The 25,026-nt window shown below is 59.3% G+C and carries 26 protein-coding genes and 2 tRNA genes; 13 read left to right on the forward strand and 15 right to left on the reverse strand.

The window, feature by feature from the left end; all coding sequences use genetic code 11:
* Nucleotides 1-3: 3 nt before the first annotated feature.
* The 6 genes from A8O26_RS12625 to A8O26_RS12650 form a co-directional block, all read right to left on the reverse strand.
* Nucleotides 4-1,800 (reverse strand): DUF2341 domain-containing protein, encoded by a 1,797-nt coding sequence (locus A8O26_RS12625; RefSeq protein ID WP_064118297.1) that lies wholly within the window; start codon nucleotides 1,798-1,800, stop codon nucleotides 4-6.
* A gap of 12 nt (nucleotides 1,801-1,812) precedes the next feature.
* A complete protein-coding gene (locus tag A8O26_RS12630; protein ID WP_064118298.1) occupies nucleotides 1,813-3,411 on the reverse strand; it encodes a ShlB/FhaC/HecB family hemolysin secretion/activation protein in 1,599 nt (532 codons plus the stop codon).
* 60 nt (nucleotides 3,412-3,471) lie between these two features.
* Nucleotides 3,472-4,083 carry a transposase gene (locus A8O26_RS30600; RefSeq protein WP_081265184.1) on the reverse strand — a complete coding sequence of 204 codons (612 nt, stop codon included), beginning with the start codon at nucleotides 4,081-4,083 and terminating at the stop codon, nucleotides 3,472-3,474.
* Nucleotides 4,084-4,356: 273 nt separating this feature from the next.
* A complete protein-coding gene (locus tag A8O26_RS12640) occupies nucleotides 4,357-5,565 on the reverse strand; it encodes a DSD1 family PLP-dependent enzyme (protein ID WP_172828155.1) in 1,209 nt (402 codons plus the stop codon).
* A gap of 74 nt (nucleotides 5,566-5,639) precedes the next feature.
* Entirely contained in the window at nucleotides 5,640-6,968 is a 1,329-nt protein-coding gene (locus A8O26_RS12645; RefSeq protein WP_172828156.1) for a D-arabinono-1,4-lactone oxidase, read from the reverse strand.
* 76 nt (nucleotides 6,969-7,044) lie between these two features.
* Nucleotides 7,045-7,401, reverse strand: a complete 357-nt coding sequence (locus tag A8O26_RS12650; RefSeq protein WP_064118302.1) for a c-type cytochrome — start codon at nucleotides 7,399-7,401, stop codon at nucleotides 7,045-7,047.
* Between the two features lie 301 nt (nucleotides 7,402-7,702).
* On the opposite strand from A8O26_RS12650, the gene A8O26_RS12655 reads away from it, so the two are divergent.
* The 4 genes from A8O26_RS12655 (at nucleotide 7,703) to A8O26_RS12670 (ending at nucleotide 11,870) form a co-directional block, all read left to right on the forward strand.
* Nucleotides 7,703-9,328 (forward strand): NADP-dependent glyceraldehyde-3-phosphate dehydrogenase, encoded by a 1,626-nt coding sequence (locus A8O26_RS12655; protein WP_064118303.1) that lies wholly within the window; start codon nucleotides 7,703-7,705, stop codon nucleotides 9,326-9,328.
* 117 nt (nucleotides 9,329-9,445) lie between these two features.
* Nucleotides 9,446-9,805 carry a DUF3302 domain-containing protein gene (locus tag A8O26_RS12660; RefSeq protein WP_064118304.1) on the forward strand — a complete coding sequence of 120 codons (360 nt, stop codon included), beginning with the start codon at nucleotides 9,446-9,448 and terminating at the stop codon, nucleotides 9,803-9,805.
* A gap of 3 nt (nucleotides 9,806-9,808) precedes the next feature.
* Nucleotides 9,809-10,768: an HlyD family secretion protein gene (locus tag A8O26_RS12665; protein WP_064118305.1), complete on the forward strand. Its 960-nt coding sequence runs from the start codon at nucleotides 9,809-9,811 to the stop codon at nucleotides 10,766-10,768.
* A gap of 61 nt (nucleotides 10,769-10,829) precedes the next feature.
* Nucleotides 10,830-11,870, forward strand: a complete 1,041-nt coding sequence (locus A8O26_RS12670) for an FUSC family protein (protein WP_172828147.1) — start codon at nucleotides 10,830-10,832, stop codon at nucleotides 11,868-11,870.
* 3 nt (nucleotides 11,871-11,873) lie between these two features.
* Here A8O26_RS12670 and A8O26_RS12675 read toward each other — a convergent pair whose 3' ends face one another.
* Nucleotides 11,874-12,767 carry a DMT family transporter gene (locus A8O26_RS12675; protein ID WP_064118306.1) on the reverse strand — a complete coding sequence of 298 codons (894 nt, stop codon included), beginning with the start codon at nucleotides 12,765-12,767 and terminating at the stop codon, nucleotides 11,874-11,876.
* Between the two features lie 138 nt (nucleotides 12,768-12,905).
* Here A8O26_RS12675 and A8O26_RS12680 point away from each other — a divergent pair, with 138 nt between their 5' ends.
* Both A8O26_RS12680 and A8O26_RS12685 read left to right on the forward strand, forming a co-directional pair.
* The gene (locus A8O26_RS12680; RefSeq protein ID WP_064118307.1) at nucleotides 12,906-13,343 is read left to right on the forward strand and encodes an Lrp/AsnC family transcriptional regulator; all 438 of its coding nucleotides are present in this window, start codon (nucleotides 12,906-12,908) and stop codon (nucleotides 13,341-13,343) included.
* 57 nt (nucleotides 13,344-13,400) lie between these two features.
* Nucleotides 13,401-13,727 carry a YceK/YidQ family lipoprotein gene (locus tag A8O26_RS12685; RefSeq protein WP_064118308.1) on the forward strand — a complete coding sequence of 109 codons (327 nt, stop codon included), beginning with the start codon at nucleotides 13,401-13,403 and terminating at the stop codon, nucleotides 13,725-13,727.
* 71 nt (nucleotides 13,728-13,798) lie between these two features.
* Here A8O26_RS12685 and A8O26_RS12690 read toward each other — a convergent pair whose 3' ends face one another.
* Nucleotides 13,799-14,470, reverse strand: a complete 672-nt coding sequence (locus A8O26_RS12690) for a Bax inhibitor-1/YccA family protein (protein ID WP_008081508.1) — start codon at nucleotides 14,468-14,470, stop codon at nucleotides 13,799-13,801.
* 122 nt (nucleotides 14,471-14,592) lie between these two features.
* Here A8O26_RS12690 and A8O26_RS12695 point away from each other — a divergent pair.
* Nucleotides 14,593-14,680, forward strand: a tRNA-Ser gene (locus tag A8O26_RS12695).
* A 266-nt stretch (nucleotides 14,681-14,946) separates the two neighbouring features.
* Here A8O26_RS12695 and A8O26_RS12705 read toward each other — a convergent pair.
* Nucleotides 14,947-15,345: an avidin/streptavidin family protein gene (locus A8O26_RS12705; protein ID WP_064118310.1), complete on the reverse strand. Its 399-nt coding sequence runs from the start codon at nucleotides 15,343-15,345 to the stop codon at nucleotides 14,947-14,949.
* A gap of 290 nt (nucleotides 15,346-15,635) precedes the next feature.
* Here A8O26_RS12705 and A8O26_RS12710 point away from each other — a divergent pair, with 290 nt between their 5' ends.
* A complete protein-coding gene (locus tag A8O26_RS12710; RefSeq protein ID WP_064118311.1) occupies nucleotides 15,636-15,845 on the forward strand; it encodes a hypothetical protein in 210 nt (69 codons plus the stop codon).
* A gap of 67 nt (nucleotides 15,846-15,912) precedes the next feature.
* Nucleotides 15,913-16,083: a hypothetical protein gene (locus A8O26_RS29950; RefSeq protein WP_172828148.1), complete on the forward strand. Its 171-nt coding sequence runs from the start codon at nucleotides 15,913-15,915 to the stop codon at nucleotides 16,081-16,083.
* A gap of 2 nt (nucleotides 16,084-16,085) precedes the next feature.
* Here A8O26_RS29950 and A8O26_RS12715 read toward each other — a convergent pair whose 3' ends face one another.
* Nucleotides 16,086-16,499: a cupin domain-containing protein gene (locus tag A8O26_RS12715; RefSeq protein ID WP_064118312.1), complete on the reverse strand. Its 414-nt coding sequence runs from the start codon at nucleotides 16,497-16,499 to the stop codon at nucleotides 16,086-16,088.
* Nucleotides 16,500-16,622: 123 nt separating this feature from the next.
* Nucleotides 16,623-17,522 (reverse strand): transcriptional regulator GcvA, encoded by a 900-nt coding sequence (locus A8O26_RS12720; RefSeq protein WP_155740657.1) that lies wholly within the window; start codon nucleotides 17,520-17,522, stop codon nucleotides 16,623-16,625.
* A 110-nt stretch (nucleotides 17,523-17,632) separates the two neighbouring features.
* On the opposite strand from A8O26_RS12720, the gene gstA reads away from it, so the two are divergent.
* The 3 genes from gstA (at nucleotide 17,633) to A8O26_RS12735 (ending at nucleotide 20,921) form a co-directional block, all read left to right on the forward strand.
* On the forward strand, nucleotides 17,633-18,244 hold the full coding sequence (gene gstA, locus A8O26_RS12725; protein ID WP_064118314.1) for a glutathione transferase GstA: 612 nt from the start codon (nucleotides 17,633-17,635) through the stop codon (nucleotides 18,242-18,244).
* Nucleotides 18,245-18,339: 95 nt separating this feature from the next.
* Complete coding sequence (locus A8O26_RS12730; protein ID WP_064118315.1) at nucleotides 18,340-18,720, forward strand: RidA family protein; 381 nt, start codon at nucleotides 18,340-18,342, stop codon at nucleotides 18,718-18,720.
* 212 nt (nucleotides 18,721-18,932) lie between these two features.
* Nucleotides 18,933-20,921 (forward strand): peptidase U32 family protein, encoded by a 1,989-nt coding sequence (locus tag A8O26_RS12735; RefSeq protein ID WP_064118316.1) that lies wholly within the window; start codon nucleotides 18,933-18,935, stop codon nucleotides 20,919-20,921.
* Nucleotides 20,922-21,036: 115 nt separating this feature from the next.
* On the opposite strand, the gene A8O26_RS12740 is transcribed toward A8O26_RS12735, so the two are convergent.
* A tRNA-Gln gene (locus A8O26_RS12740) sits at nucleotides 21,037-21,111 on the reverse strand.
* A 319-nt stretch (nucleotides 21,112-21,430) separates the two neighbouring features.
* Here A8O26_RS12740 and A8O26_RS12745 point away from each other — a divergent pair.
* On the forward strand, nucleotides 21,431-22,459 hold the full coding sequence (locus A8O26_RS12745) for an alpha/beta fold hydrolase (protein WP_064118317.1): 1,029 nt from the start codon (nucleotides 21,431-21,433) through the stop codon (nucleotides 22,457-22,459).
* 54 nt (nucleotides 22,460-22,513) lie between these two features.
* Here A8O26_RS12745 and A8O26_RS12750 read toward each other — a convergent pair whose 3' ends face one another.
* The 3 genes from A8O26_RS12750 to A8O26_RS12760 form a co-directional block, all read right to left on the reverse strand.
* Nucleotides 22,514-22,870, reverse strand: a complete 357-nt coding sequence (locus A8O26_RS12750; RefSeq protein WP_007919067.1) for a DUF6124 family protein — start codon at nucleotides 22,868-22,870, stop codon at nucleotides 22,514-22,516.
* A 119-nt stretch (nucleotides 22,871-22,989) separates the two neighbouring features.
* Complete coding sequence (locus A8O26_RS12755; protein ID WP_064118318.1) at nucleotides 22,990-23,355, reverse strand: DUF6124 family protein; 366 nt, start codon at nucleotides 23,353-23,355, stop codon at nucleotides 22,990-22,992.
* A gap of 610 nt (nucleotides 23,356-23,965) precedes the next feature.
* A complete protein-coding gene (locus A8O26_RS12760; protein ID WP_064118319.1) occupies nucleotides 23,966-24,991 on the reverse strand; it encodes a GlxA family transcriptional regulator in 1,026 nt (341 codons plus the stop codon).
* Between the last annotated feature and the right edge of the window lie 35 nt (nucleotides 24,992-25,026).

Raw genomic sequence — 25,026 nt, forward strand, 5'->3', positions numbered from 1 at the left:
TCCTCAGGCCGGTACAGAATGGTTGGCGTGATGGCCGCGATGCGCCGACTCACTGAACTGGCTCTCGCCATGCATCTCCGCCAGCCGCGTGATGAATTCGTCGACGAACACGCGCATGTCGGCGCTGACTTCCTTGTTGCGAGTGACCAGGCGGTTGTAGCCAAACAGTGCGGGGATCGCGACGAACAGGCCCATCGCCGTAGCGAGCAAAGCTGCGGCCATGCCGGGAGCGATGGCATTGATGTTGACGTCACCGGCCATCGCCGTGCCGAGGAACACCACCATGATCCCCAGCACGGTGCCGAGCAGGCCGATGTACGGGCCGCCGGCGATGGCGTTGGACAGGGTCGAGAGTTTCGAACTCAGTTGCTGGTTTTCACGGGTGCGCACACCGTCCATCGAGCAGCGAATGGCTTCGATGGTCGCGGCGGAAACCGAGGAGGTATCGGCGCCCTGCTCGCGGCGGGTGCGGATCTCTTTCACCGCCACCAGATACAGGCGCCACAGCGACGAATGCTGCAACCGCTGGGCGAGTTGCGCGTCGTCGGCGAACATCTCCAGACGTGTGCCGACCTTGGCGAACTGCACGCGGAAGTCTTCGTTGGCGGCGGATACGCGGCTGAGGCTGCGGTTCTTGCGCAGCATGATGATCCACGACTGGAACATCATCAGCACCAGCACGGCGATGATCACCCATGCGTCGATTGGCACGGCGTTGAGCAGGAAGCCGAGGCTGCCGAAACCGAAACCGGACTGTTCTTCGTCGACGCCGTAAGCCACCAGTTTCGACTCGGCACCTTGCGAGGTGGCGTCGGCCAGCAACAGCGGCGCCGGACGGGCGACTTTCGACAGACGCATTTCATCGATAGCGCCCACAAATGGCTGGAACGGACCTTCGTGCAGGTCGGCGCCAATGGCCATGACCGAGTTGAAGGCCGGCATCGCCTGAGCAAGCGTGGCAGCTTCGCGACCGTTGATGAACAGGGTCACTTTGGCGCCTTCAGCGGTCAGCGCGAGGTGTTGCCATTGGCCCGGGTTCAGCGCTTGGGTGGCAACGGCACGTTGGCCATCGATTTCGACAAATGGCACGCCTTGGTTTGCACCGATCAGCAAGCTGTTGGCGCCTTCGCGACGGGCTAGAATCAGTTGCTCGCCATTGGCCTGATCCAGACGCAGCCAGGCACTGAAGGTGAACGCACTGCCGGCGTTGTGTTGCAACGAAGGACTGGCCGACAGCAACAACGGTTGACCGCTGAACTGCAAGGCGCGCCCTACTACGCCGTCAATCGCCGCGCCGGTCGCGCTTTGCGCGGTGTTGCCGTAGGCCGTGGTGTCTTTGGCCGGGGTGCCGGTGGCGCCGTCAAAGTGATAGAGCGCGGTGTAATTCGGATCGAAAGTCAGCTGGCCGTTGCCGGTCGCCGGGGCCTTTTGATTGCCGTAGTACATCCAGATGTCTTGGCGCTGACCGCCCTCGACATTCGGCACATCGACCCAGATCAGCGCCATGCCCATCAGCGCGTCGAAACTTTCGATCTGGTGGTTGAGCACGGTCTTGTCATCGGCGGCGACAAAGCGCAGATCCGCGCCGTCCTCTTTCACCCCGTCAAAGGTGAAGTTGCCGGTGTGCAGGCGCACCAGCAGCGCAGTACGCCCGAGTGCCTGATTGATGCCCGCGCCTTGTGGCGTGGTGTCGACGGCAACCTGTTTGCGGTAGTGCCAGTCGTCCTGCCACCAGGCCTGAGCCGTGGCCGGGAGCACGAAGCCCAGGCAGATCAACAACGAAAGAATGAGGCGCTGCATGAACGTGCTCCTTTAGAAAGTGGCTTGAAGGTTGAAGTGCAGGCGCGATTCCTGCTTCGAGGTGTTCGGCCCTTCGAGTAACGGGTAGCCCCAGTCGAGGCTGCCGGACAGCCATTTGCTCAGGCTGGCGCGGGTGCCGAGGCCGACGCTGGCCAGGGCGTAATTGGCGTCCTGGTCCGGCAGTTCGTCGCGCAGATACAGTTGCGCGCCTTCGGCAAAGGCGTAGAAACGCCAGTCCTGCATCCATGTACCGGCGTACTTGGCCAGCGATGGCGTACGCAGTTCCTGACTGAGCAGCAAGCCGTCATCGCCAGTGCGTTCGGCGGCCAGATAGCCGCGCACCGAAGTGGCGCCGCCGGCGGAGAATTGTTCGTTGGAAACCAGTGGCCCCGACGCCAGTTGGAACGCGGCTTTGCTTGCGCTCTGCCAATCGCTGTCGAAGGTCCAGGTGTAACTGGTGTCGCCCTTGAGCACGGCGAAACTCGGTTTGGCGCGATAGCGTTTGTAGTCGAAATCTTCGTCGGTGCTGCCGTAACCGAAGATGCTGCGAGTGGCGGCAACCAGGCTCAGGCCGAGGCCGAGCTGGCTTTTTTCGGTGTAGCGATAGCCGTTGTAGGCGAAGGTGAATGGCGCGTATTGCAACGGCACTTTGTCGCTTTCGCCGGACAAGGTCAGGCGTTCGTCGAAGTCCTTGAAGTCGATGCCGGCCGACAGTGAGTTCGACCAGTTGCCGCTGGAGGGCAGCGTGTAAATTGCCGAAACGCCATAGGAATGGCCCTTGCCGAGCACGTTGCTGCCGCCAATGGTGGCGACGTTGCTGTCGGACTGATAACCGGAGAACTGCACGCTCCAGCGATCCGTCAGTGGCGCGGTGTAGGAACCCGACCAGACCTTGGCGTTGTCGGTCTCTTGCGGGGCGGTGAAGAACGTCAGGTTGACGCTATGGCCGAGTTGCCAGAGGTTGTTGTAACCGAGGCTGGTGACGGTGCGCAGCTTTTCGGTGTCGGCGCTGTAATCGTTGTTGAGGCCGACGCTGGCGGTCCACGGGTTCTGGTCTTCGACCTGCAAATCAACGTCCATGGTGCCGGGGCGCTGACCTTCGCGCACCAGCGGCATGACTTGGCGGCCCGGGGTTTTGTTCAGTTGCGCCAGTTCGCCTTGAACCTTGGCGAAGTCCGGCACCTCGCCCTCTTTCAGCGCCGGCACGTCGTCGCGGATGTCCAGCGGCGAATAGTGTTTGGCGCCGACCACACGCACGCGGCCGACCTTGGTTTCACTGACTTGCAGATAGACGATGCCATCGGCGACTGCCTGCTCCGGCAGCTCGACGAACACCGATTGATAGCCGCGTTGCTGATAGGCCTTCTGCAATGCATCCCGCGCACCTTCGATATCGCTGAGGGCTTTTTGCGGGCCAAGAAACGGGTACACCGCCTCTTCAATCGCCCGTGCATCGAGCACGGTGTTGCCGCGCACGAAGTATTCGTTGACGTCGACCAGACGCTGCGCTGCGGCGTTTGGCGCAGCCTCTTCGGCCAATGCCGGCTGCGCGCCCGCCGTCACCAGCAGCCAGCCCCACAGCGCCAGCCGTGACTTGAAAATCGGTTCCACACTACCCCCTGAATTCGCGATGACCTGTTGGCGCCTCGGCGCCCTTGTGTGTTGCCGCGCTTAGTTGCTGACGTGCGGGGCACAGGCGTGCTTGCCCAGCCACGTGTGCAACAGCGCGAAGTTCAGCGAGAACTCGGGCATTTGCAGCAACGCGCCGCAGAACACTTCGCCGATGATTTTTTGAATGAGCAGCACCGCGCGCGGCTCGTTGAGCAGCGTGGCGATGTCGCGACTGAGGGCGTTGAAGCTCCAGACTTTCTGGTTCAGACCGAGGCCGACGAACCAGCGGAACAACAGGTTGTAATTGAGCTGTTCATACAGTTGCTGCTCGCTGGGCACCGAATACAGCAGTTGCAGGAGCAGGATGTGCATCACCGTTTGCGCCGGAATCAGCATGCCGGGCTCGGCATTGAGGTCGTGCAGGAGGTCGCGGTGGGCATCGAGCAAATCGTCGATCTGCGGGCGCAGCAACACCAGCGAATGGCCCGGCGGAATGTAGCTGGAGACCTCTTTCAAGGCGCCCTGCCAGTCATCCTGCGAGACGATCCAGACCCACGGCGCGCCGTAGCGATACACCGAAACCGGCTTCTTGCGCGCGGCTTCGACGATCTTCGACAAGCGTTGATCAAGTTCCTGCATGCCCACTTTCGAGTAGCGTTCCATAGTCCCCATTGCCTCACTCCCGGCGTCCCGCCTCGGCTTGTGAAAAGCGCCCCGTTGGGCCCCTCAAGCGCGTTACATAGGCATGACCGGACTGGCGATGTGCTACCGAACTTTTGTCATAAAAGCTTCATTACCGAATTGCTCGAGAAATCACAGACAACAGAAAACCCTGTGGGAGCGAGCTTGCTCGCGAAGGCGGTGTGCCAGTCGAGTAGAAGGTGACTGACAGGACGCCTTCGCGAGCAAGCTCGCTCCCACAGGGGGATGTGCGTGATTTCGGAGTCAGGTGTAGACCGGCCAGGTGTCGATGATTTTGCCGCCGCGCACCGCCAGCAAATCGCCGAACTGCAGGAGGACGGCTTCGGTCTGGGTCGGGCGCAGGAAGACTTGATCTTCTATCGTCAGGCCCACGGCATTCGAGCCATTGACCATCTCCTGATTCGAGCTGTGGCCATACACGCCATTGCTCTGCAAACCGGCTGGCGACTCGAATTCGGCCATCCAGTTGCCGCCATAGATGAAGAAGGTCTGCCGCTGGTTCTGGTCCCACCACGAAAACAGCTTCGACTGGTCATCCAGCGCCGGGATATTCACCGCGCCGGTGCTCTTCAATACGGGCGTGGCGATGTAGGTCGCGGGCACGTGCTCGGTGAGTGACGGCAAATCATAGTGTGTAGGCTTGAGCATCGCTGTTCCCACCGACACTTCAGTGCTGAGCCTCTCGTTTTCATGAATCCGATAACTCGGGCTGCCCGCGGTGTTCAGGCACAAACCGTCGTGCCACAACGCGGGGAACTGCTGCCGGGTGAAATCGACACAGCGCTGATAAATCACCATGACCTTGGCAAACAGTTCTTCCGGCGAGCCAAGAATCCCCGGCACGCCCATGCCCACGAACGGGTCGTAGCCCATGAATCCGGCAAACTCCAGATGCTGCGGGTTGGCGCTGATCAACGTGAGCATCTGCCCCAGCACATTCACATCACTGACGCCGCCCCGGTGCAGGCCGACGTCCAGTTCGATATTGATGCGCATGCGCGTGCCCAAACCCTGCGCCAACGCCAGGTATTGCTGCAAACGTTCAGGACCGTCGAGCAGCCATTGCAGTTGCTTCGCCGGGTCGAATGGGCCTTTGTGGGATTGATAGAAAATCTCGGCCGAGCGCACCGGCAGTGGCTTGCCGAGCAGGATGTCCGATTGCGCAAACGTGACGGCATCATGATTGAGAAATGGCTGATGAAACGACATCAGCTTCTGCGTCCCGGCACGCTGGCCGATGTAATTCAACAATCCCGGCGCCGGCAAGGATTTTTCCACCAGCCGCAACTGCTTGCCGCCGCGTTTGACCGACTGCATCACCACGTCGATGTTGTGATCGAGGCGATCCAGATCAATCAGCAGCACTGGGCGCATCGGCCCTTTTTCCTTCAGCTCCTTGTTCAGCGCGCGGAAGTATTCGCTGTACGGCGCGCCACGATCCCCCGGCCGCAACCACGCGCCGACGCCCACCAGCAAAGCCCCGACACCCAAAGTGCCGAGGAGGAAATTACGTCGATTGACCGCCATCAGCTCACCCCCAATATCGACGACAGATGCGCGCTGAGAAAGCGCCCGCTCGGATCCAGCGCCTGGCGCACATCGACAAATTCGCGCCAGCGCGGATACAGCGGTTGCAGGGTTCGCGCATTCAGCGTGTGCAACTTGCCCCAGTGCGGCCGCCCGTTGTACTTCCAGAAAATCGGTTCGACCGCCGCAAAAAAGTTGTGATGATCCATCTGGTAATGCTGGTGCACCGAGATCGAACAACTGTCGCGCCCCTCGAACATACTCAGCGGAATATCGTCGGCCTTGACGTAGCGGTACTCGATGGGAAACCAGGTGCGCAGGTCCTTGTCCTGAATCAGCTTGAGAATTTCGCGCAGGCACGCCGGGCCGTATTCGGCGGGCACCGAATATTCCATCTCGTTGAAACGCACAGTGCGCACGTTGGCATAGATGTCGAACGAGTCGCCGACGCGGTCATCGAAACTGGCCAGATGGCGCAGGCTGTTGAGCATCGTGCGGCGCAGGTCGGCGAAATCGCTGCCGTACTTGTCGATCTTCTCGATCAGGGTGACGAACTCGTTGCCACCCTCCTCTTCGGGCGGGATCGGCGGCGTGGCCGGGTCGTCGGTTTCGTTGAGGGCAATGGACAAGGCGTAGTCGGAATGGGTGACGACGAGCATTTCCCAGTGCTGGTTTTCACGGGTGTTCTTGTCGAGGTCTTCGAGCAGTTCTTCAGTCTTGGCGATCCACTGGCGTTCGCGCAGGCGATAGGCCGGGCGGTTTTGCAGGCGGATTTTCGTCGCCACACCCAGTGCGCCGAGGGAAACCCGAGCGGCGTTGAACACTTCGCGATGGCGTTGGCTGTCGCAGTCGAGCACCTCGCCATTGGCGGTCACCAGTTGCAGACCGCAGACGTGCGCCGAGTAGGACTGGAAGTTTTTGCCGGTGCCATGGGTGGACGTCGAGATCGCCCCGGCGAGGGTCTGGTAGTCGATGTCGGCCATGTTCTGCAGGGCCTGACCGATGTCTTTCAGCGGCTGGCCCATGCGTGACATCGGCGTGCCGGCGGCGAATTCGGCTTGCAGGGTTTTCGTATCGTGGTCGAGCAGACCGTTGAAGTAACTCAGCGACAACAGCGTGCCGTCGGTGGGCACCAACGCGCTGAAGGAATGCGCCGAGCCGACCGGGCGGATTTTGCCTTGTGCCTGCTTGATGACCGTCGTCAGTTCATCAAGATCCTTCGGCGCCAATCGTGCCGCTGGCAGGCAACTCTGCCCGCCCGACCAATTGCGCCACGGAATCAAGCGTGGCGCACGCATCAATTGGCCCAATGCCGGGTGGCTCGCCAAGGCACTGAAGGCGCCGACGATGCTTGCCCGTTGCAACAACTGACGCCGTGTCAGATCCATGGTCATGCCGGGCACCTTATTCTGGGAGGGGCTGGTCGGCCATGAAGCCGATCAATTGCAGGAACTGTTCTTCCGAGCACTCGACGCACTGACCCATCGGCGGCATGCCGTTATAGCCGTTGATGGCGTGGTCGAGCAGCGTGTCGGCGCCCTGCCGGATGCGCGGCTCCCAGGCTTTGCGATCCCCGGTCAACGGCGCGTTGGCGGCCGGGTTGGCGTGGCAGAGTTGGCAGCTGTTGGCATAGATCTGCGCCAGTGCCGGGTCTTTTGGCATGGCGTTATGATCGGTGGTGGCCGGGGGTTTGGGGTCTTCGCCGCAGCCTGGCAGCGTCATGGCCAACGCCAGCATTAGAGTGAGTCGGATTGCCCGCATAACGGCCTCGCTTATTGTTGTGCTCACACCTTAAGGCAGGCGGGTCGGCGGGTTGAGGGCATTGCGGGACAGCGAGGGGGGCAAACGGGGCCAGTTGGGGTTCACAAGCGGGGCTAAAGAGGTCTAGGCTTGAAACACAATTCCAAGACCTCCCCTTCTTTCAATGTGGGAGCGAGCCTGCTCGCGAAAGGGCCGTGTCAGTCGCCGAAGGTTGACTGATGAACCGCTTTCGCGAGCAGGCTCGCTCCCACAGGTTTCTGTTTTCAACCTGCATACAATTTTCTAATCACGGGGTAGCGACATGACCACAGCAAACATCCTTGGCAATCTGTTCCCTTCTGTCAGCGACATCCCGGAAAAATACCGCCTCGACGCTCAGGTCGAGCAACGCGAATATCTGGTCGATGGCCAGTTGCGCCGCTGGGACGGCCCGCTCGCCACCGTGCGCAGCCCGGTCTATCTGAAGGGCGAAAACGGCGACGAACAAGTGATCCTCGGCAGCACGCCGCTGCTCGATGCCGAGACCGCCCTCACCGCCCTCGACGCCGCCGTGCGCGCCTATGACCGTGGCCAGGGCCTGTGGCCGACCATGCGCGTGGCCGAACGCATCCAGCACGTCGAAGCCTTCCTCGGGCGCATGCGCCAACAGCGCGATGCCGTGGTGAAGCTGCTGATGTGGGAAATCGGCAAGAACCTCAAGGACTCGGAAAAAGAGTTCGACCGCACCTGCGACTACATCGTCGACACCATCAATGCGCTCAAGGAACTCGACCGCCGCTCCAGCCGTTTCGAGTTGGAACAGGACACTCTCGGGCAGATTCGCCGCGTACCGCTCGGCGTCGCCTTGTGCATGGGCCCTTACAACTATCCGCTGAACGAAACCTTCACCACGCTGATCCCGGCGCTGATCATGGGCAACACCGTGGTGTTCAAACCGGCCAAGCTCGGCGTGTTGCTGATCCGTCCGTTGCTCGAAGCGTTCCGTGCCAGCTTCCCGACCGGTGTGATCAACGTCATCTACGGCAGCGGCCGCGAGACCGTCAGCGCGCTGATGGCCAGCGGCAAGATCGATATCTTCGCCTTCATCGGCACCAACAAGGCCGCCAGCGACCTGAAAAAACTCCACCCGAAACCACACCGTTTGCGCGCTGCGCTGGGTCTGGACGCGAAGAATCCGGGCATCGTCTTGCCGGAAGTCGATCTCGACAATGCCGTCAGCGAGGCGGTCACCGGCTCGCTGTCGTTCAACGGCCAGCGCTGCACGGCGCTGAAAATCCTCTTCGTCCACGAAGACGTGGTCGACAGCTTCATCGAGAAATTCAACGCAAAACTGGCCACGCTGAAACCGGGGATGCCGTGGGACAGCGGCGTTTCGCTGACGCCGCTGCCGGAGTCGGGCAAGGTGGATTATCTGCACGGTCTGGTGGCAGATGCGCAGAGCAAAGGTGCGCAAGTGGTCAACCCGAATGGCGGCGAATCCCGCGAGTCGTTCTTCTATCCGGCGGTGCTGTACCCGGTGAACCCGCAGATGCGCGTCTATCAGGAAGAGCAATTCGGTCCAGTCGTGCCGATCGTGCCGTACCGTCATCTCGATACTGTGATCGACTATGTGCTGGAGTCGGATTTCGGCCAGCAACTGAGCATCTTCGGCACCAACCCGGTGGCGGTCGGTCGACTGGTCGACACCTTTGCCAACCAGGTCGGACGGATCAACCTCAACGCGCAATGCCAGCGTGGCCCGGACACTTACCCGTTCAATGGCCGTAAAAACTCCGCCGAGGGCACGCTGTCGGTACACGATGCGTTGCGGGTGTTCTCGATCCGCACGCTGGTGGCCACCAAGTTCCAGGACAGCAACAAGGACCTGATCAGCGAGATCATTCGCGGGCGTGATTCGAGCTTCCTGACCACCGACTACATCTTCTGAGCAAATTGGAAATAACCGAAGGATTCGACATCAGCTTCGAATCTAAAGCCGTGAAGCCCCCGGCCATTCAGTGTCTACACTGATCCCAGCGCTGCGCTGGATGCCGGGAGGTTGATCATGCTTGATTACTTCGCGTTGGGTCTGTTGGTGTTTGTCGGACTCGTGTTGTTTTACGGAATCATCGTGCTGCATGACATTCCGTACGAAATTGCTGTGCACCGTAACCACCCGCATCAGGATGCGATCCATGCCACTGGCTGGGTCAGCCTGTTCACGCTGCATGCGCTATGGCCGTTTCTGTGGATCTGGGCGATGGCGTACCGCGAGGATCGCGGCTGGGGCTTCGGTGACGGTAAACCGGTGCAGAACCATGTTCTGCGCCTGGAGCAGCAAGTCATCGAATTGCAAAGCCGCATTGAACGGCTTGAAGCCCTGGCGCCGGATGATGCACCGCCGCCACACATCGAGGGGCGCTGAGCCATGGACCTGCTCCTTGTCCTGACCTATGCCGCGTTCTGCGTCGCGCTGTTCAAGATCTTCCGCATCCCGTTGAACAAATGGACGGTGCCCACCGCGGTGCTCGGTGGCATTTTGCTGATCGGCGCGCTGATTTTCACCATGAACTACAACCATCCCTATTCGGAAGTGGCGCGTTCGTATTTTGTCTCGGTACCGGTGATTCCCATCGTCAGCGGCCAGGTGATCGAGGTCCCGGTAAAGGGTAACGAACCGCTGGAAAAAGGTGATGTGCTGTTTCGCATCGATCCCACACCGTTTGAAAACCGGCTGAAGTCGCTCAAGGCGCAACTGGTCGCCGCCAAGGGTGATCGCTACCGCATCACCGAATTGATCCGGCGCAACTTCGGCACCCAGCGCGAACTGGACGCCGCCATCGCCCGTACCGATGACCTGCAGGCGCAACTGGACAATGCCCAATTCGAACTGGACAACACCACCGTTCGCGCGCCGAGCAAAGGCTTCGTCACCCATGTTTCGCTACGGCCGGGGATGATGGCGAGCAAGTTGCCGCTGCGCCCCTCGATGGTGTTCATTCCCGAGGAAGGCCAATACTTTGCCGCGTGGATGCGCCAGAACAGCCTGTTGCGTCTGACCGTGGGCGACGAAGCCGAAGTGGCGTTCGATGGCATTCCCGGCAAGGTTTTTGAAGGCCGGGTGAAAAATGTCATCGGCGTGATTGCCGAAGGCCAGGTACAGCCTTCTGGCACGTTGATCGGCTATACGGGATCGCCGCCAGCCGGACGCGTGCCGGTAATCATCGAAATCACCGATCCCGACTTCGCCCAGTACAGCAAATTGATGCCAGGTGGCGCCTACGGCCAGGCCGCGCTGTACAGCCAGCACTTCCACCACATTGGCGCGATGCGCAAAATCCTCCTGCGCATGTCGGCGTGGATGAATTACATTTTCCCCTTCCACTGACTTCAACTGAAATAACGCGAGGCCCGCACTGAGTACTTACAGCACCCATCGACTTCCGCCCTTGCTGCGCCGTGTCTTGCGTCCGTTGCTTGATCCTTATCGACGTTACCGGCACGCGCGGCTGATTCATGCGGTGCGCGTGGCCCTCGGGTTACTGGCAACCATCCTGCTCACCACCGGCATCAACCTGCCGCATGGCGAATGGGCGTCAGTGACCATGCTGGTGGTGATCGGCGGCTTGCAGCACCACGGCAATATCGGCAAAAAAGCCGCCGAGCGCGCCACCGGCACCTTGATCGGTGCCGGCGTCGGGTTGCTGTTGGTGGCGCAACAGGCGTGGCTCGGCATGCCGTGGCTGACGTATTTTGCGATGGCGGTGGTCTGCGGTTTCTTCTCTTATCACGCGATTGGCAAGGGCGGTTACACCGCCCTGCTCTCGGCGATCACCGTGTTCATCGTCGCCGGCCATGGCGACAACCCGATCACCGATGGCTTGTGGCGCGGCGTCGATATCTTGATTGGTATTGCGCTGGCGCTAGCCTTCTCCTTCGCCCTGCCGCTGTATGCGGTGTATTCGTGGCGCTACAACCTCGCCGATGCCCTGCGCGATTGCGCCACGGTGTATGGGCGGATCATCAGCGGCCAGCCGGTCAGCGCCGATGAGCATTTGAAGCTGATGAGCCGCCTCGGGGCGGTGATGGTGCAGTTGCGCTCGCTGATGCCGTCGGTGTCCAAAGAAGTCAAAGTCTCGATGACCGAACTCGATGCGATCCAGCGCAACCTGCGCATGTGCATCAGCACCCTGGAAATCCTCGGCAACACGCGGCCGGATACCAACGATCCCGAGGCCATGGCGCATTTGCAATCAGCGCTGAAGGCCGAGCACCGGCAGATTCGTGTGCAATTGATCGGCATGGCCCGCGCGTTGAAAACCGGGGCTGCACAACGTCTGGAGCGGCCATCGGAATTACCGGACGCAAGCCTTGAAACTCCGGTTTACAACGCACTGGATGGCTATCGATTGTTGACCCGGCAACTGGCGGCGAACGTTGCCGAGATGCGCCAGCGCCTGGCGAAAACCGCGCCGCGCTGGAACATCTGACGGTTACTGCGCGGCCAGTCGCCGCGCCTTCAGGCCCCAGCCCTGTTGCATGCCGGCGGCGGCCAGCAGGATCGCTGCAACACCGATCCACTGGAGGATTTCCAGGCGATGGCCGAAGGCGAACCAGTCGACGAAAATCGCCGCGATCGGGTAGATGAACGACAGTGCCCCGGTCAGCGCGGTCGGCAGTTTCTGAATCGCACCGTACAGCAACACGTACATCAACCCGGTATGGACGATGCCGAGTGTGACCAGACTGGCCCAGGCACTCGTCGCCTGTGGCAAAGCGCTGAAATGCGCGAACGGCGCCAGCAGCAGAACCCCGGTGCAGACTTGGATCAGCGCGATCAGATGTGGCGGCGTGCCGGTCAGGCGTTTGATGATCAACGCCGCAATCGCGTAGAGAAACGCCGCGCCCAAAGCCAGTGCAATGCCCAGCAGATAGTCGTTACCGCTGCCGCCCTGCGTGCCATGGGCGCTGACGATTGCCAGCATGCCCATGAACGAAATGGCCAGCCAGAACAGCTTCTGCACGGTGATTTTCTCGCCAAGAAACAGCGCCGCCAATCCGACCAGCATGAACGGCTGCACGTTGTACACCGCCGTGCCGATGGCAATCGAGGCCCGTGAATACGAGGCGAACAACAACACCCAGTTGCCAACAATCGCCATCCCACTGACCACGGCGAGCAGAAATGTGGTGCGGGTCAGAATGCCCGGGCGCAAGAAGCCGAACGCCGCGCAAATCAGCAGCAAAGTGCCGGCGCCGAATACGCAGCGCCAGAACACCACGTCCAGCACCGGTTGCCCGGACACCAGCACGAACCAGCCGATGGTTCCGGATATCAGCATGGCGGCGGTCATTTCAAACGAGCCACGACGGATTGTTTTGTCCATCATCAATCTCCTGTCTTTGTGGCAAAAGTATGCCAAGTAAAGCTGCAAGCGCTCCAGCGCAAAAAGAAGGCTAAACTCGGCATCTGCCTTTTTTATCGTGGGTAGTTTTCGCCAATTGCCTAATGCTGGAGTTTTCTCATGACTGACGATATTGATCAGATCCTCATCGGCGCCTTGATGGAGGATTCGCGACGCTCACTCAAGGCTCTGGCACAGATCAGTGGCTTGTCGTCGCCAAGCGTGGCCGAGCGCTTGCGCCGGCTGGAAGAGCGCGGTGTACTCAAGGGCTACACCGTGGAGATCGACCCGAAGTGCTTCGGTTATCAATTGCAGGCGATTGTGCGGGTGCGGCCATTGCCGGGGCAGTTGCAGGAAGTCGAGCGGCAGATTCTGGCGATTCCCGAGTTCACCGAATGCGACAAGGTCACCGGCGAAGACTGCTTCATCGCCCGTCTGCACGTGCGCTCGATGGAGCAACTGGACACGCTGCTCGACCGCCTCAATACCCTGGCCGAAACCAACACCGCCATCGTCAAGAAGACGCCGGTGAAGCGTCGTTTACCGCCGATGGCATAAATGCTTTTTCCGCACGTTTGGCGTAAATTGAGGGTTTTCCGGCGAAGGATTGGCGGTATGAAAGTTCAGGCAGTGATGCTGGCGGCGTTGATGCTGGCGGGTTGCGGTACGGTCCAGACAGTGGTGCGCAGTGATCAAGCGGCGGCAGACGGTTTGAAAAAACAGAAATCCTATTGCGGCGCTGTGCCTCGGGTCTACAGCGGTCTGATGTATGATTTTTGTAGCCTGCACGCCCCCTTGGAAGAAGGTAAGAGCGCCGACGATTACAACACTGCCGTCCCGGGATTGCTGGTTGACGCGTTGGTCTCCGGAGCCCTCGATACCTTACTGTTGCCCTACACCGTGTACCGGCAAAGTACCGATGGCAGCATTGTCGTCAACTGACCTTCGTTGACTATGGCTCAGACAACAAAAAACCCGCCGAGGCGGGTTTTTTGTTACTTCATGAACTGCAATCAGTCGTCGCGGCTCATGATGCCGAAGATCTGCAACAAGCTGATGAACAGGTTGTAGATCGATACATACAGGCTGATGGTCGCCATGATGTAGTTGCGTTCGCCGCCGTGAATGATGGCGCTGGTCTGGAACAGGATGCACACCGACGAGAACAGAACGAAACCTGCGCTGATCGCCAGTTGCAGGCCGCTGATCTGGAAGAAGAAGCTCGCCAGCGTTGCACCCAGCAACACGAAGAAACCAGCGGTGATGAAACCACCGAGGAAGCTCATGTCCTTGCGGGTGATCAGCACGTAAGCCGACAGACCACCGAACACCAGCGCGGTCATCGCGAACGCCGAGCTGACCACTTCAGCGCCGCCCTGCATGCCCAGGTAACGGTTGAGGATCGGGCCGAGCAGGAAACCCATGAAACCGGTCAGCGCAAAAGCGGACACCAGGCCCCACGCGGAATCACGGAGTTTGTTGGTAAGGAAGAACAGCCCGTAGAAGCCGATCAGCACCACGAAAATGTTCGGGTAGCCAACGCGCATCTGCTGGGCAACGAAAGCCATGACGCCGCTGAAAGCGAGGGTCAGCGCCAGTAGGCCGTAAGTGTTGCGCAGGACGCGGCTAACCTCTAGCTGCTCAGCCTGCACGCTGTTATTAACTGCGTAATCCTGTTCGCGCATGGCGACACTCCTGTTGGTTTGAAACGTTCAGTCGCAAAGATCATAACAGACGCTCTGTAACAAGCCATGCAGAGAGTTTGACAGTGTGTTTCATTCAGGTATTATGGCGCCCGCAACGCAACGGAGGTGTGGCCGAGTGGTTTAAGGCAACGGTCTTGAAAACCGTCGACTGTAACAGGTCCATGAGTTCGAATCCCATCGCCTCCGCCATCTTATGTACGACAAAGCCCTGATTATTCAGGGCTTTGTCGTTTCTGGGGTTCTGGTTTTTTACTCTGCACGCATCATTCGTTTGCGCACCTTCTTCAAGGTGAAGACCAAGGGCTGCCCTTGCCAAAACTCCCTGTTTTTCTGCGTGGGCCTGATCAGGCCGGGACAACCGGCGCAGCGGGCTTTTTGATCCCCGTAAACCGAGATCCCTTCCTATGATCAAATTGCAGGAAAGCGCAAACGCCTTCCTTTAAGAACAGAAGAGTTCAACGATGGAATGTATCTGCCCCTGTCAGCATTGCACCCCACAGCTTATCGGGCTCATCTGCATCCTTTACGTTTTCAGCCAATAGCCACATCGTCTTGATAATATCTTTGACACCACTACTCGTGTGCTGCCCCGACCAACTGGTCAACGAGCCATACTTGCCGAAATTCACAGTGAACGACAGCAAATCACCCGCGGCAAAGCCAACCAGATCAAAGTCTTCAGTAGGATTGGGTGTACCAACACCGGTCCTATATGTACCGATAACTTTGCCCGTGGCCGCATCCACGCGTAACTCCATTTCCGAATGAAGTTCATTGCGCCACTTGCCATTGAAATCTACAGCAGGTACGGCAGTCTCGACCGGGGTCGAAATAGTTGAAAAATGTCTTAACATGTTGCCTCCTTGCCCACTATTAATTGGACTGTGTTGCCGTAATCAGTACGAATCAAAAGGCTGTCTTCTGTAATCGTCAGAACCGTCAATGCGGCCACCTTACGCTAGCTCAAATCGCCAGAGTTGCAAAAAACCGAAAACCCGCTCTACGGGTTGGCCTCAAGCGATGCACTGCCTGCCATTCCCCCTTAAATTCTGGCTGAGTGAAAGTAGCTAAGCCCCCCCCCTGAAAACCGGGTAAATTCACGGCGAAAAAGGCGGCCAGATGTACTTTGAAGGATGAATCCTGAATGCCGAAGAAACCACCATCCCCTAAAGACAACGCCACCGCAGCAGACATCGAGCGCTCGATCCAGGCCCTGAACAAAATGGCCGAACGCCTCTGGGGCGAAGGCCGAGAAGCCGAGGCCAAGGCCCTGCTCGATGCCCTGGATGCGTTGAACCGGGCGCTGGACCGAATCAGAATTGGCGAAAGTCGCAGGGTCGTGACGCTGCACTGAAGAGTGGAATCTGGAACTGGCTCATGAATCAGCCGTGCCAACGTGGCACGGCCAAGGATGAACGCTGATGCGTGCGATAAAAACCTTCTTCGGTATTCTGTTGTTACTGTGCGGTTTCGACTTCACCTACGAAAAACCCCGCAGGGTTTTTACTGCGGGGTTCGTCAGGTTGTGCGTGGTGGTCGCTATTGCAGAGTTGCTGACGCTGCACATGATTTATTACGGTCCGACGCGTTAGCGCTACGGCTTGAGAATCAGCACCGGCTCACCCTTCTTGACGATGTAAGTCGCCAGCTCCGAGCCTTTGTCTGCGCCAACATTCTTCGCAACATGCGCCACCCCTTCCGGGATAAACAACGAATCCCCCGCCTTCAACGTGACCGGCGCCCTGCCCTCCATTTGATACTCGAACGTGCCGCTGATCACATAGGCGACTTCCACACCCGGATGAGCATGTCGGGGCGAGGTCACGCCCGGTTCGAAATCGACGCGCGCCTGAATCACCTCGCGCTCGGCGGTACCGAGGTCCTGACGAACCAGATCGGTGCGGCTCAAGCCTTGTTGCCAGCTCTTGGCCGGCGCATCAGCCGCGTGGGCGACGCCGATCATTGAAGCGAGTAGCGCAGCGCTGGCCAGTAACAGTGGACGAAGCATGATGAAGCCCTCTCGAACATAGTGGTGTGGTGGCCTCTACTTTGAGCGGGGCATGTAGGAAGGATGTGTCGCAAAGCCTGAGTTTAGTGTTCACATGTGTATCCACGGCAGATAGATACACGCTTATACAAAGGCTTTGCCGGCTGACGCCTGTGCCAACAGCCACGTTCTGAAGGCGACAATTTTCTTCGCCTGCGCCGTTTCATGAGGCGTCACCAGATAGAAACCCAGTTCATCTTTCAAACGCAGATCGAAGGGCACCACCAAACGCCCGGCCCGCAGATCGTCGTCGACATAGGTTGAACGGCCAATGCACACGCCCTGCCCGTCAACCGCGGCCTGTACCGCCATCATCGCCAGATCAAAGGTCAGGCGCGAGCCGTCAGCGAGTTGCGGCGATTGACCCGCCGCACGTCGCCACGTGCCCCAGTCACTGGCCGTCACGCCACTGACTTGCAGCAGGGTGTGATTGGCCAGATCCGCCGGCGTGCTCAAGGTCTTTGCCAGTGCCGGACTGCACACCGGAAAAATCTCATCCGACATCAGGAAATGGGCACGCAGTCCTTTCCAGTCGCCGCGCCCGTAACGAATCGCGGCATCGATCCCGCCCCGGCGAAAATCCACCAATTCAGTGGACGCGCTGATGCGCACATCAATAGCGGGAAACGCCTGCTGAAAGGACGGCAATCGCGGCAACAACCATTTGGAGGCAACGGAGACCAAGGTATTGATGGTCAACACACTGTTGTGGCGCGACTCCGATAACGCCTGCGTTGAATGGCGCAGTTCGTGGAACGCTGAGCGAATGCCGGGCCAATACGCCTGGCCGTCCTCAGTCAGCGCCAGCCCATCCTTGAGCCGCAGAAACAGACTCACGCCCAACTCCTCTTCGAGCCGACGGATCTGATGGCTGATAGCGGTTTGGGTGACATTCAGTTCTTCAGCGGCCTTGGTGAAACTCATATGCCGTGCGGCGCACTCAAAAGCTTTCAAGCCATTGAGCGAAGGAAGTCTGGCGACCATGGCGAATCCATTACCCATGAGATTTTGTCATACGCTAGCACTGCAAATGACCTTTGCGAAGCCTTGCCGTGGCAATGGATGCTGACACCTCCTCACCCACTGGAAGTGCCATGAAACTGTATTTCGCCCCCATGACCTGCTCGCTGGCGCCGCACATTGTGCTGCGCGAATTGGGCCTGCCTTTCGAGCTGATTCGCGTCAACAACCAGAGCAAGCGCACGGCCGACGGGCAAGACTTTCGCACCATCAACCCCAAGGGTTACGTCGCTGCGCTGGTGCTGGATAACGGCGAAGTGCTGACAGAAGGCCCGGCAATCTTGCAGTTTCTCGTCGATCAGGTTGCCGAAAATGCGCTGGCGCCGGCACTCGGCAGTTGGGAGCGGACACGTTTGCAGGAGGACCTGAACTTCATCAGCACGGAAATTCATGGTGGTTGTGCACCGCTGTTCGATGCGCAGATCCCACAGGCGACCAAAACGATGTTCACCGACAAACTGTTCAAGCGCCTGGACTACCTGAACCGCAGGCTGGTGGATCAGGACTATTTGCTGGGCACGTTCGGCGTCGCCGATGTCTATCTGTTCACCGTGCTGGGGTGGTTGCCAAATTTCAATATCGACTTGCAGGACTGGCCGGCGCTGGCCGCCCACTCGCGGCGGGTCGCCGCCCGCCCCAGTGTCCTTGCCGCCATAGCGGCTGAAGCGGCGACGCAGCCGGTTTGATCAATCCCTAACAGACTGCCCGTGCGCAAACGGGCCATGTCGGCCCCGAAGCTGTAAACTGCCGCGATCTTTACTCGCTCAAACAAGGGATCCGCATGGCCAACCAAGACATCACTTTTACACCCGATCCGGACGCGGATTCGATTTCTTCGGACGTCACCACGTTCAACGGCATCATGGTTTCCACCCAGATCCCGACCCGTGCCGATGGCAGCCTGGAACTGGGCGATATCACCTTGCAGAGCGAATGCACCCTGCAAGCATTGAAGGTGGCACTGGAGCGCGCCGGCAGCTCGATGGACCGCGTCATGCACCTGACCATTTACCTCACCGACATGGCCGATCGCGCCGCGTTCAACGAGGTTTACAAGCGTTTCTTTGCCAAGCCATGGCCGGTGCGTGCCGCAGTCGGCGTCGCCTCCCTGGCGGTTGAAGGCATGCGTGTGGAAGTGACCGCGATGGCGGCCAAGGCCTGACTTCACACCGCAAAACCCTGTGGGAGCGAGCCTGCTCGCGAAGGCTTCAGTTCAGGCACCATTGATGCTGAATGTGATGGCCCCTTCGCGAGCAGGCTCGCTCCCACAAGGGGTTGTGCGGTGTCAGTTGCCATCGGGCAGCACAGGCGTGCCGGGCGCGCGTTTCACGGGTAGAATGCGCGGCTAACCGTGACAGCCTGACTAAAAAAACTATGTCCTTGCCCAAGCATCATCTGGAATTGCTCAGCCCTGCCCGCGATGTCGCCATCGCCCGCGAGGCGATCCTGCACGGCGCCGACGCCGTGTACATCGGCGGCCCGAGCTTCGGCGCGCGCCACAACGCCTGCAACGAAGTCAGCGAAATCGCCGAACTGGTGGAATTCGCCCGCAAGTATCACGCGCGCATTTTCACCACCATCAACACCATCCTGCACGACAACGAACTGGAGCCGGCGCGCAAGCTGATCCATCAGTTGTACGACGCCGGTGTCGACGCGCTGATCGTTCAGGATCTGGGCGTGATGGAGCTGGACATTCCGCCGATCGAGCTGCACGCCTCGACCCAGACCGACATCCGCACCCTTGAGCGGGCGAAGTTCCTCGATCAGGCCGGTTTCTCGCAGTTGGTCTTGGCCCGAGAGCTGAACCTGCAAGAGATTCGCGCCATCGCCGACGAAACCGACGCCGCCATCGAGTTCTTTATCCATGGCGCGTTGTGCGTGGCCTTCTCCGGCCAGTGCAACATCTCCCACGCGCAAACCGGGCGCAGCGCCAACCGTGGCGACTGCTCGCAAGCCTGCCGTTTGCCGTACACCCTGAAAGATGAAAAGGGTGGCGTGATCGCCTACGAAAAACACCTGCTGTCGATGAAAGACAACAACCAGAGCGCCAACATCCGCGCGCTGGTCGAAGCCGGTGTGCGTTCGTTCAAGATCGAAGGTCGCTACAAGGACATGGGCTATGTGAAGAACATCACCGCCTATTACCGCCAGCGCCTCGACGACGTGCTCGAAGACCGCCCGGACCTGGCCCGCGCTTCAAGCGGCCGCACCGCGCACTTCTTCCTGCCTGATCCAGAAAAAACCTTCCACCGTGGCAGCACCGACTACTTCGTCACCGATCGCAAGATCGACATCGGCGCTTTCGACTCGCCGACCTTCACCGGTTTGCCAGTGGGCACCGTCGAGAAAGTCGGCAAGCGCGACATGCAGGTTGTCACGCAAGAGCCGCTGTCCAACGGCGATGGCCTTAACGTGCTGGTCAAACGCGAAGTGGTCGGTTTCCGCGCCAACATCGCTGAAGCCAAAGGCGAGTTCGAAGAAGACGGCGAGAAGCGCTATCGCTACCGCGTCGAGCCGAACGAAATGCCCGAAGGCCTGTTCAAGCTGCGCCCGAACCACCCGTTGAATCGCAACCTCGATCACAACTGGCAACAGGCGCTGCAAAAGACCTCGTCCGAGCGTCGCGTGGCCCTCAGCTGGCTCGCACGTCTGCGTGAAGAACAGCTGGAAGTCACCGCCACCAGTGAAGAAGGCATCAGCGCCAGCGTCACCCTGCCCGGTCCGTTCGGTGTGGCCAACAAGCCTGAACAGGCGCTGGAGCAATTGCGCGATCTGCTCGGCCAGCTCGGCACCACGCAGTACCACGCCACCGACATCAAGCTGGATGCGCCAGAGGCGTTCTTCATCCCCAACTCGCAGCTCAAAGCCCTGCGCCGTGAAGTGATCGAGAACCTGACCGCCGCCCGTGTCGCTGCGCACCCGCGTGGCGGCCGTAAAGCCGAAACCAGTCCGCCGCCGGTGTATCCGGATTCGCACCTGACCTTCCTCGCCAACGTCTACAACCAGAAGGCCCGCGACTTCTACCACCGTCACGGCGTGAAGCTGATCGACGCAGCGTACGAAGCGCACGAAGAGCCCGGCGAAGTGCCGGTGATGATCACCAAGCACTGCCTGCGCTTCTCCTTCAACCTGTGCCCGAAACAGGCGAAAGGCGTGACCGGTGTGCGCACCAAGGTTGCACCGATGCAGTTGATCCACGGCGATGAAGTGCTGACGCTGAAGTTCGATTGCAAACCGTGCGAGATGCACATCATCGGCAAGATGAAAGGCCACATCCTCAACCTGCCGCAACCGGGCAGCGTGGTCGGCCATATCAGCCCCGAAGACCTGATGAAAACCATTCCGCGCGCACCGCACTGAGTGGTTGGCGAGTACGGTGCTTCGGCGCCGTACTCGCCCGCCCTTCTGCGAATACACCAAATCGCAGGCATAAAAAAACGCCAACTTCTTGCGAAGTTGGCGTTTTTTTCGAATATGGCAGGGGCGGCTGGATTCGAACCAACGCATGGCAGGATCAAAACCTGCTGCCTTACCGCTTGGCGACGCCCCTACTGCTCTGTACAGCTACTTCGTTAGGTTCGCTGTGAGAACGGGGCGCAATTTACCAAGGTTTTTTGGCTTTGGGAAGCGCGAAGTGAAATATTTTTTGTTTTAAAACAGCTACTTATTATTTTGGCCTGAATCAGGCCCATGCCGAGTCGGTTTCGCCGCCGTGTATCACACTGTGTACGAACCCCGCCGCGACACATCGACTTTCAACAAAGCCGTTTTACGACACAGGCCAGATACGTCCCTACGCTCTAATGCACTCAAGGTTTCAGGTGTTCATTCAGAACCCTTGGCCAAAGGCTCGCAAAGGAGACGTCACCATGAAAAAGGCACTGCACACCCGCAACACCGCGTTCGGTTTGTCGATTCTGGCTTTGTCGTTGTTCGGCGCTTTTGGCAGCGCTCAGGCGCAAACCGCTGAACCTTCCGCCGTCAGTTATTCCGCGCCCTCGCCTTTCGGCCCGCTCAAGCATGTTAAGGCCGGCGTGCTCGACGTAGCCTACGCCGAAACCGGCCCTGCGAATGGCCCGGTGGTGATCTTGCTGCACGGCTGGCCCTACGACATTCACAGCTACGACGAAGTCGCGCCGTTGCTTGCGGCAAAGGGTTATCGGGTGTTGATGCCTTATGCGCGGGGTTATGGCGATACGCAGTTCCTCTCCAAAGACACCCTGCGCAACGGTCAACCGGCGGCGCTGGCCAGTGACGTCATCGACTTCATGGATGCGTTGAAGATCAAGCAAGCGGTGCTCGGCGGTTATGACTGGGGCGCGCGTTCGGCGGATATCGTTTCGGCGCTGTGGCCAGAACGAGTGAAGGCGCTGGTCTCGGTCAGCGGTTACCTGATCGGCAATCAGGCTGCCGGGCAGAACCCGCTGCCGCCCAAGGCGGAATTGCAGTGGTGGTATCAGTTCTACTTCGCGACCGACCGTGGTCGTGCCGGCTATGCGAAGAACACCCACGACTTCGCCAAGCTGATATGGCAAACCGCTTCGCCGCAATGGAAGTTTGATGACGCCACGTTCGACCGCAGTGCCAAGGCGCTGGAGAACCCGGATCACGTCGACATCACCGTGTTCAATTATCGCTGGCGTCTGGGTCTGGTACAGGGTGAGGACAAATATGCGGCGCTGGAGCAGAAGCTCGCCACCGCCCCGTCGATCAGCGTGCCGACCATTACCCTTGAAGGCGACGCCAACGGTGCGCCGCACCCGGCGCCGGAGGATTATGCCAAGCGCTTTACTGGCAAGTATCAGTTTCGTTTGATCAATGGCGGGATTGGCCACAACTTGCCGCAGGAAGATCCGCAGGCGTTTGCCAAGGCTGTGATTGATGCGGATCACCTGTAGAAACAAAAAAGCAGTCAGCCCGCAAAGGCTGACTGCTTGATCATCAACGTGTGATTACTCGGTTGGCACAACCAGATCCAACGCCTTGTTCACCGCCAACTCCCCCAACATGACCACTTGCGCAATACCCAGCAGCGTATGGCGGTTTGATCCCTCCAGCACCCCGGCAAAATTGCCGAGCATGACCGTGGCAGACGCGAGGGAACCACTGGCATTGCTCAGCAAGGACTCGGCGTCGGATTGCGGGTTAACCATGAACATCGTACTGGGCGTGTAGGGTGTGGCCATGATCGCGGCAGGCAACAGGTAATGGTCGAGCGCACGCTCTGCCGCTTCGTGAAGCTTTCTTGAATTGGGCGATGCGTACGGGGACACCAGGTCTGTGACCGGTGGTTCGGGTGGTTGGGACATCAGCTGAAACTCCAGACAAAAACCGTTTGCGGTTCTTTGATAGAAGGCGTGAAGCGTCGCGATCGCGGACGCTTGCGTGCAAATGAGGGCGCGCGCGCCCTCACCCATCTACACCGCGACTAGTGCGGCAAGCGCTGGTTATCCAGGACTCGACCGACCACCAGCTCGCTGAGCATGATCACCTGTTGCAGGATCAGCATCTTTTTGCGCTGTGAAGGGTCAATCGAATCGGCGAGATCTCGGGCCATGTCACTGGCCGAGGACAGGGTTTCGGTCGCTTCGACGAGCAACGTTTCGTTATCCACTGTGGGGTCGATGAGGTAGATCTTGCCGGTCTTGCGGGTGGGTATTGAAGTCTTCTGCGCGGAAGGATTGAGGTAGAAATTGATCGCGCGTTCGGTGGCCTCTTTGATGTTTCGAGGTTCGAGTGCGGCGTCGTAGGGGATTGGATCGGCTTCTGGCGGGTTTGGCGTAATTTTGAACATAGATGACACTCGCTTAGCAAAAAATAAGGAGCCATCACTCACGCTACCAAACGAGGTGGTGACCATTGCGCAGGTTGGTAGACCGGTCTAAGCGAGTAAACCCCGGCGCTCCCGAAGGAGCCCCACGCATGGCCACCATATAAAAACGAGCCCCGAAAAGAGGCTGCATATAGCGGCGCATAACGCTTAGAAGACGGGCTACCAAACCCGATCACTGTTTTGCAGTGACAGAGAAACGATACAGCCCGCCTCAAGGCGCGTAAGCCGGCGGATTCTGGCGTACGCGTAGGCAACGGCGCAAGGTGTTGTAGCCGTTATGGCGTAACAGTGCGTGTAAGTTAAACGTGTGTCGGTGATGGTGTTTAAGAGCCCCTCACCCTAGCCCTCTCCCAGAGGTAGAGGGGACCGACCGTGGTGTTTGGGGGAGGTACGCCGACGTGGGATACCGTGGTGAACTCTAGTGAGGAAGCGGTTGGTGCCGCCGACAAAGCCCCTCACCCTAGCCCTCTCCCTAGCCCTCTCCCAGAGGGAGAGGGAACTGACCGGGGTGTTTGGGCGAGGTTCGCCGACGTGGGATTTCGAGGTGAATTCAGGTGGGTGACGGCTTGGGTTATTTGACCAGTCGTTTTTCTTTGGAAGGTCTGTAGCCGAAATACGAGCTGTAGCATTTGCTGAAATGGCTTGGGGAAACGAAGCCGCACGCTACGAGCACTTCCACTTGTGACAGCTCGGTGTGTTGCAGCAAACGCCTTGCTTCGGTGATGCGCAGTTCGAGGTAATAACGCTGCGGCGTGGTGCCCAGTTGTTCTTTGAACAAGCGCTCGAGTTGCCGGCGGGAGCGGCCGGCGTACACCGCCAGTTGCTCCAGCTCCAGCGGCTCTTCCAGATTGGCGTCCATCAGTTTCACCACTTCACGCAACGGCGCACTGACGCAGAGGTTTTCATCGGGTTTGATCCGGCGGTAGCGCGACTCCTCAAAAGCCAGAATGTCTTCGATACCTTCGACCAACGCCTTGCCGTGCAGGCTTTTGATCCAGTCGAGTGCCATGTGAAAAGCGCCGGACGGACTCGAAGCCGTCAGCCGGTCGCGATCAATCACGTAAGGCTCACTGCTGACGTGGGTGGTTTTAGCGATTTCGGTCAGCGCGGGGCGATGTTCCGGGTGGATCGCGCAGCGATAACCATCCAGCAAACCGGCCCGGCCAAGAAACCACGAGCCATTCCATAACCCGGCGAGCGAGATGCCGCGCTCCGCTGCAACCTGAAGCAAATGAATAAACTCGTCACTCGCGCGCAATTCGGTGCGATACCCGCCACACACCACCAGCAGATCCAGCTGCTGAAGCGCGACCGAATCCAGACGTGCATCGGGGCGGATGACCAGGCCCAGGTCACTGATGACTTCAGCTTCGCCGAGGCCGAACGTGCGCGAAGCAAACAGCCCCGGGCGCAGCAGGTTGCTGGTGATGATGGTGTCCAGCGCCTGGGTAAAGGCCGGCAGCGAGAAGTGTTCGAGCAGCAAAAAACCGGTGCGGGTCACGCGGGCGTTATCAGCGCTTTGCTCATTCAGATAGCGGAGGTTTTTCCCCTTCATGCCCCCGCTGAATTGGCGTCGTTCGATCAAGGTCTGGTCCATCGGTCATGTTGTTATGCGCCGATATTTGGCTTGAT

The sequence above is a fragment of the Pseudomonas fluorescens genome (assembly GCF_001648775.1).
In the GTDB taxonomy this organism is placed as follows: Bacteria; Pseudomonadota; Gammaproteobacteria; order Pseudomonadales; family Pseudomonadaceae; genus Aquipseudomonas; species Aquipseudomonas fluorescens_M.

What these genes read in the sequence shown, in the direction of transcription:
- A8O26_RS12625 (WP_064118297.1), bottom strand. Translation starts at nt 1,800, where the DNA reads ATGCAGCGCCTCATTCTTTCGTTGTTGATCTGCCTGGGCTTCGTGCTC.
- A8O26_RS30600 (WP_081265184.1), bottom strand. Translation starts at nt 4,083, where the DNA reads ATGGGGACTATGGAACGCTACTCGAAAGTGGGCATGCAGGAACTTGAT.
- A8O26_RS12650 (WP_064118302.1), bottom strand. Translation starts at nt 7,401, where the DNA reads ATGCGGGCAATCCGACTCACTCTAATGCTGGCGTTGGCCATGACGCTG.
- A8O26_RS12655 (WP_064118303.1), top strand. Translation starts at nt 7,703, where the DNA reads ATGACCACAGCAAACATCCTTGGCAATCTGTTCCCTTCTGTCAGCGAC.
- A8O26_RS12660 (WP_064118304.1), top strand. Translation starts at nt 9,446, where the DNA reads ATGCTTGATTACTTCGCGTTGGGTCTGTTGGTGTTTGTCGGACTCGTG.
- A8O26_RS12665 (WP_064118305.1), top strand. Translation starts at nt 9,809, where the DNA reads ATGGACCTGCTCCTTGTCCTGACCTATGCCGCGTTCTGCGTCGCGCTG.
- A8O26_RS12675 (WP_064118306.1), bottom strand. Translation starts at nt 12,767, where the DNA reads ATGGACAAAACAATCCGTCGTGGCTCGTTTGAAATGACCGCCGCCATG.
- A8O26_RS12680 (WP_064118307.1), top strand. Translation starts at nt 12,906, where the DNA reads ATGACTGACGATATTGATCAGATCCTCATCGGCGCCTTGATGGAGGAT.
- A8O26_RS12685 (WP_064118308.1), top strand. Translation starts at nt 13,401, where the DNA reads ATGAAAGTTCAGGCAGTGATGCTGGCGGCGTTGATGCTGGCGGGTTGC.
- A8O26_RS12690 (WP_008081508.1), bottom strand. Translation starts at nt 14,470, where the DNA reads ATGCGCGAACAGGATTACGCAGTTAATAACAGCGTGCAGGCTGAGCAG.
- A8O26_RS12705 (WP_064118310.1), bottom strand. Translation starts at nt 15,345, where the DNA reads ATGTTAAGACATTTTTCAACTATTTCGACCCCGGTCGAGACTGCCGTA.
- A8O26_RS12710 (WP_064118311.1), top strand. Translation starts at nt 15,636, where the DNA reads ATGCCGAAGAAACCACCATCCCCTAAAGACAACGCCACCGCAGCAGAC.
- A8O26_RS29950 (WP_172828148.1), top strand. Translation starts at nt 15,913, where the DNA reads ATGCGTGCGATAAAAACCTTCTTCGGTATTCTGTTGTTACTGTGCGGT.
- A8O26_RS12715 (WP_064118312.1), bottom strand. Translation starts at nt 16,499, where the DNA reads ATGCTTCGTCCACTGTTACTGGCCAGCGCTGCGCTACTCGCTTCAATG.
- A8O26_RS12720 (WP_155740657.1), bottom strand. Translation starts at nt 17,522, where the DNA reads ATGGTCGCCAGACTTCCTTCGCTCAATGGCTTGAAAGCTTTTGAGTGC.
- gstA (WP_064118314.1), top strand. Translation starts at nt 17,633, where the DNA reads ATGAAACTGTATTTCGCCCCCATGACCTGCTCGCTGGCGCCGCACATT.
- A8O26_RS12730 (WP_064118315.1), top strand. Translation starts at nt 18,340, where the DNA reads ATGGCCAACCAAGACATCACTTTTACACCCGATCCGGACGCGGATTCG.
- A8O26_RS12735 (WP_064118316.1), top strand. Translation starts at nt 18,933, where the DNA reads ATGTCCTTGCCCAAGCATCATCTGGAATTGCTCAGCCCTGCCCGCGAT.
- A8O26_RS12745 (WP_064118317.1), top strand. Translation starts at nt 21,431, where the DNA reads ATGAAAAAGGCACTGCACACCCGCAACACCGCGTTCGGTTTGTCGATT.
- A8O26_RS12750 (WP_007919067.1), bottom strand. Translation starts at nt 22,870, where the DNA reads ATGTCCCAACCACCCGAACCACCGGTCACAGACCTGGTGTCCCCGTAC.
- A8O26_RS12755 (WP_064118318.1), bottom strand. Translation starts at nt 23,355, where the DNA reads ATGTTCAAAATTACGCCAAACCCGCCAGAAGCCGATCCAATCCCCTAC.
- A8O26_RS12760 (WP_064118319.1), bottom strand. Translation starts at nt 24,991, where the DNA reads ATGGACCAGACCTTGATCGAACGACGCCAATTCAGCGGGGGCATGAAG.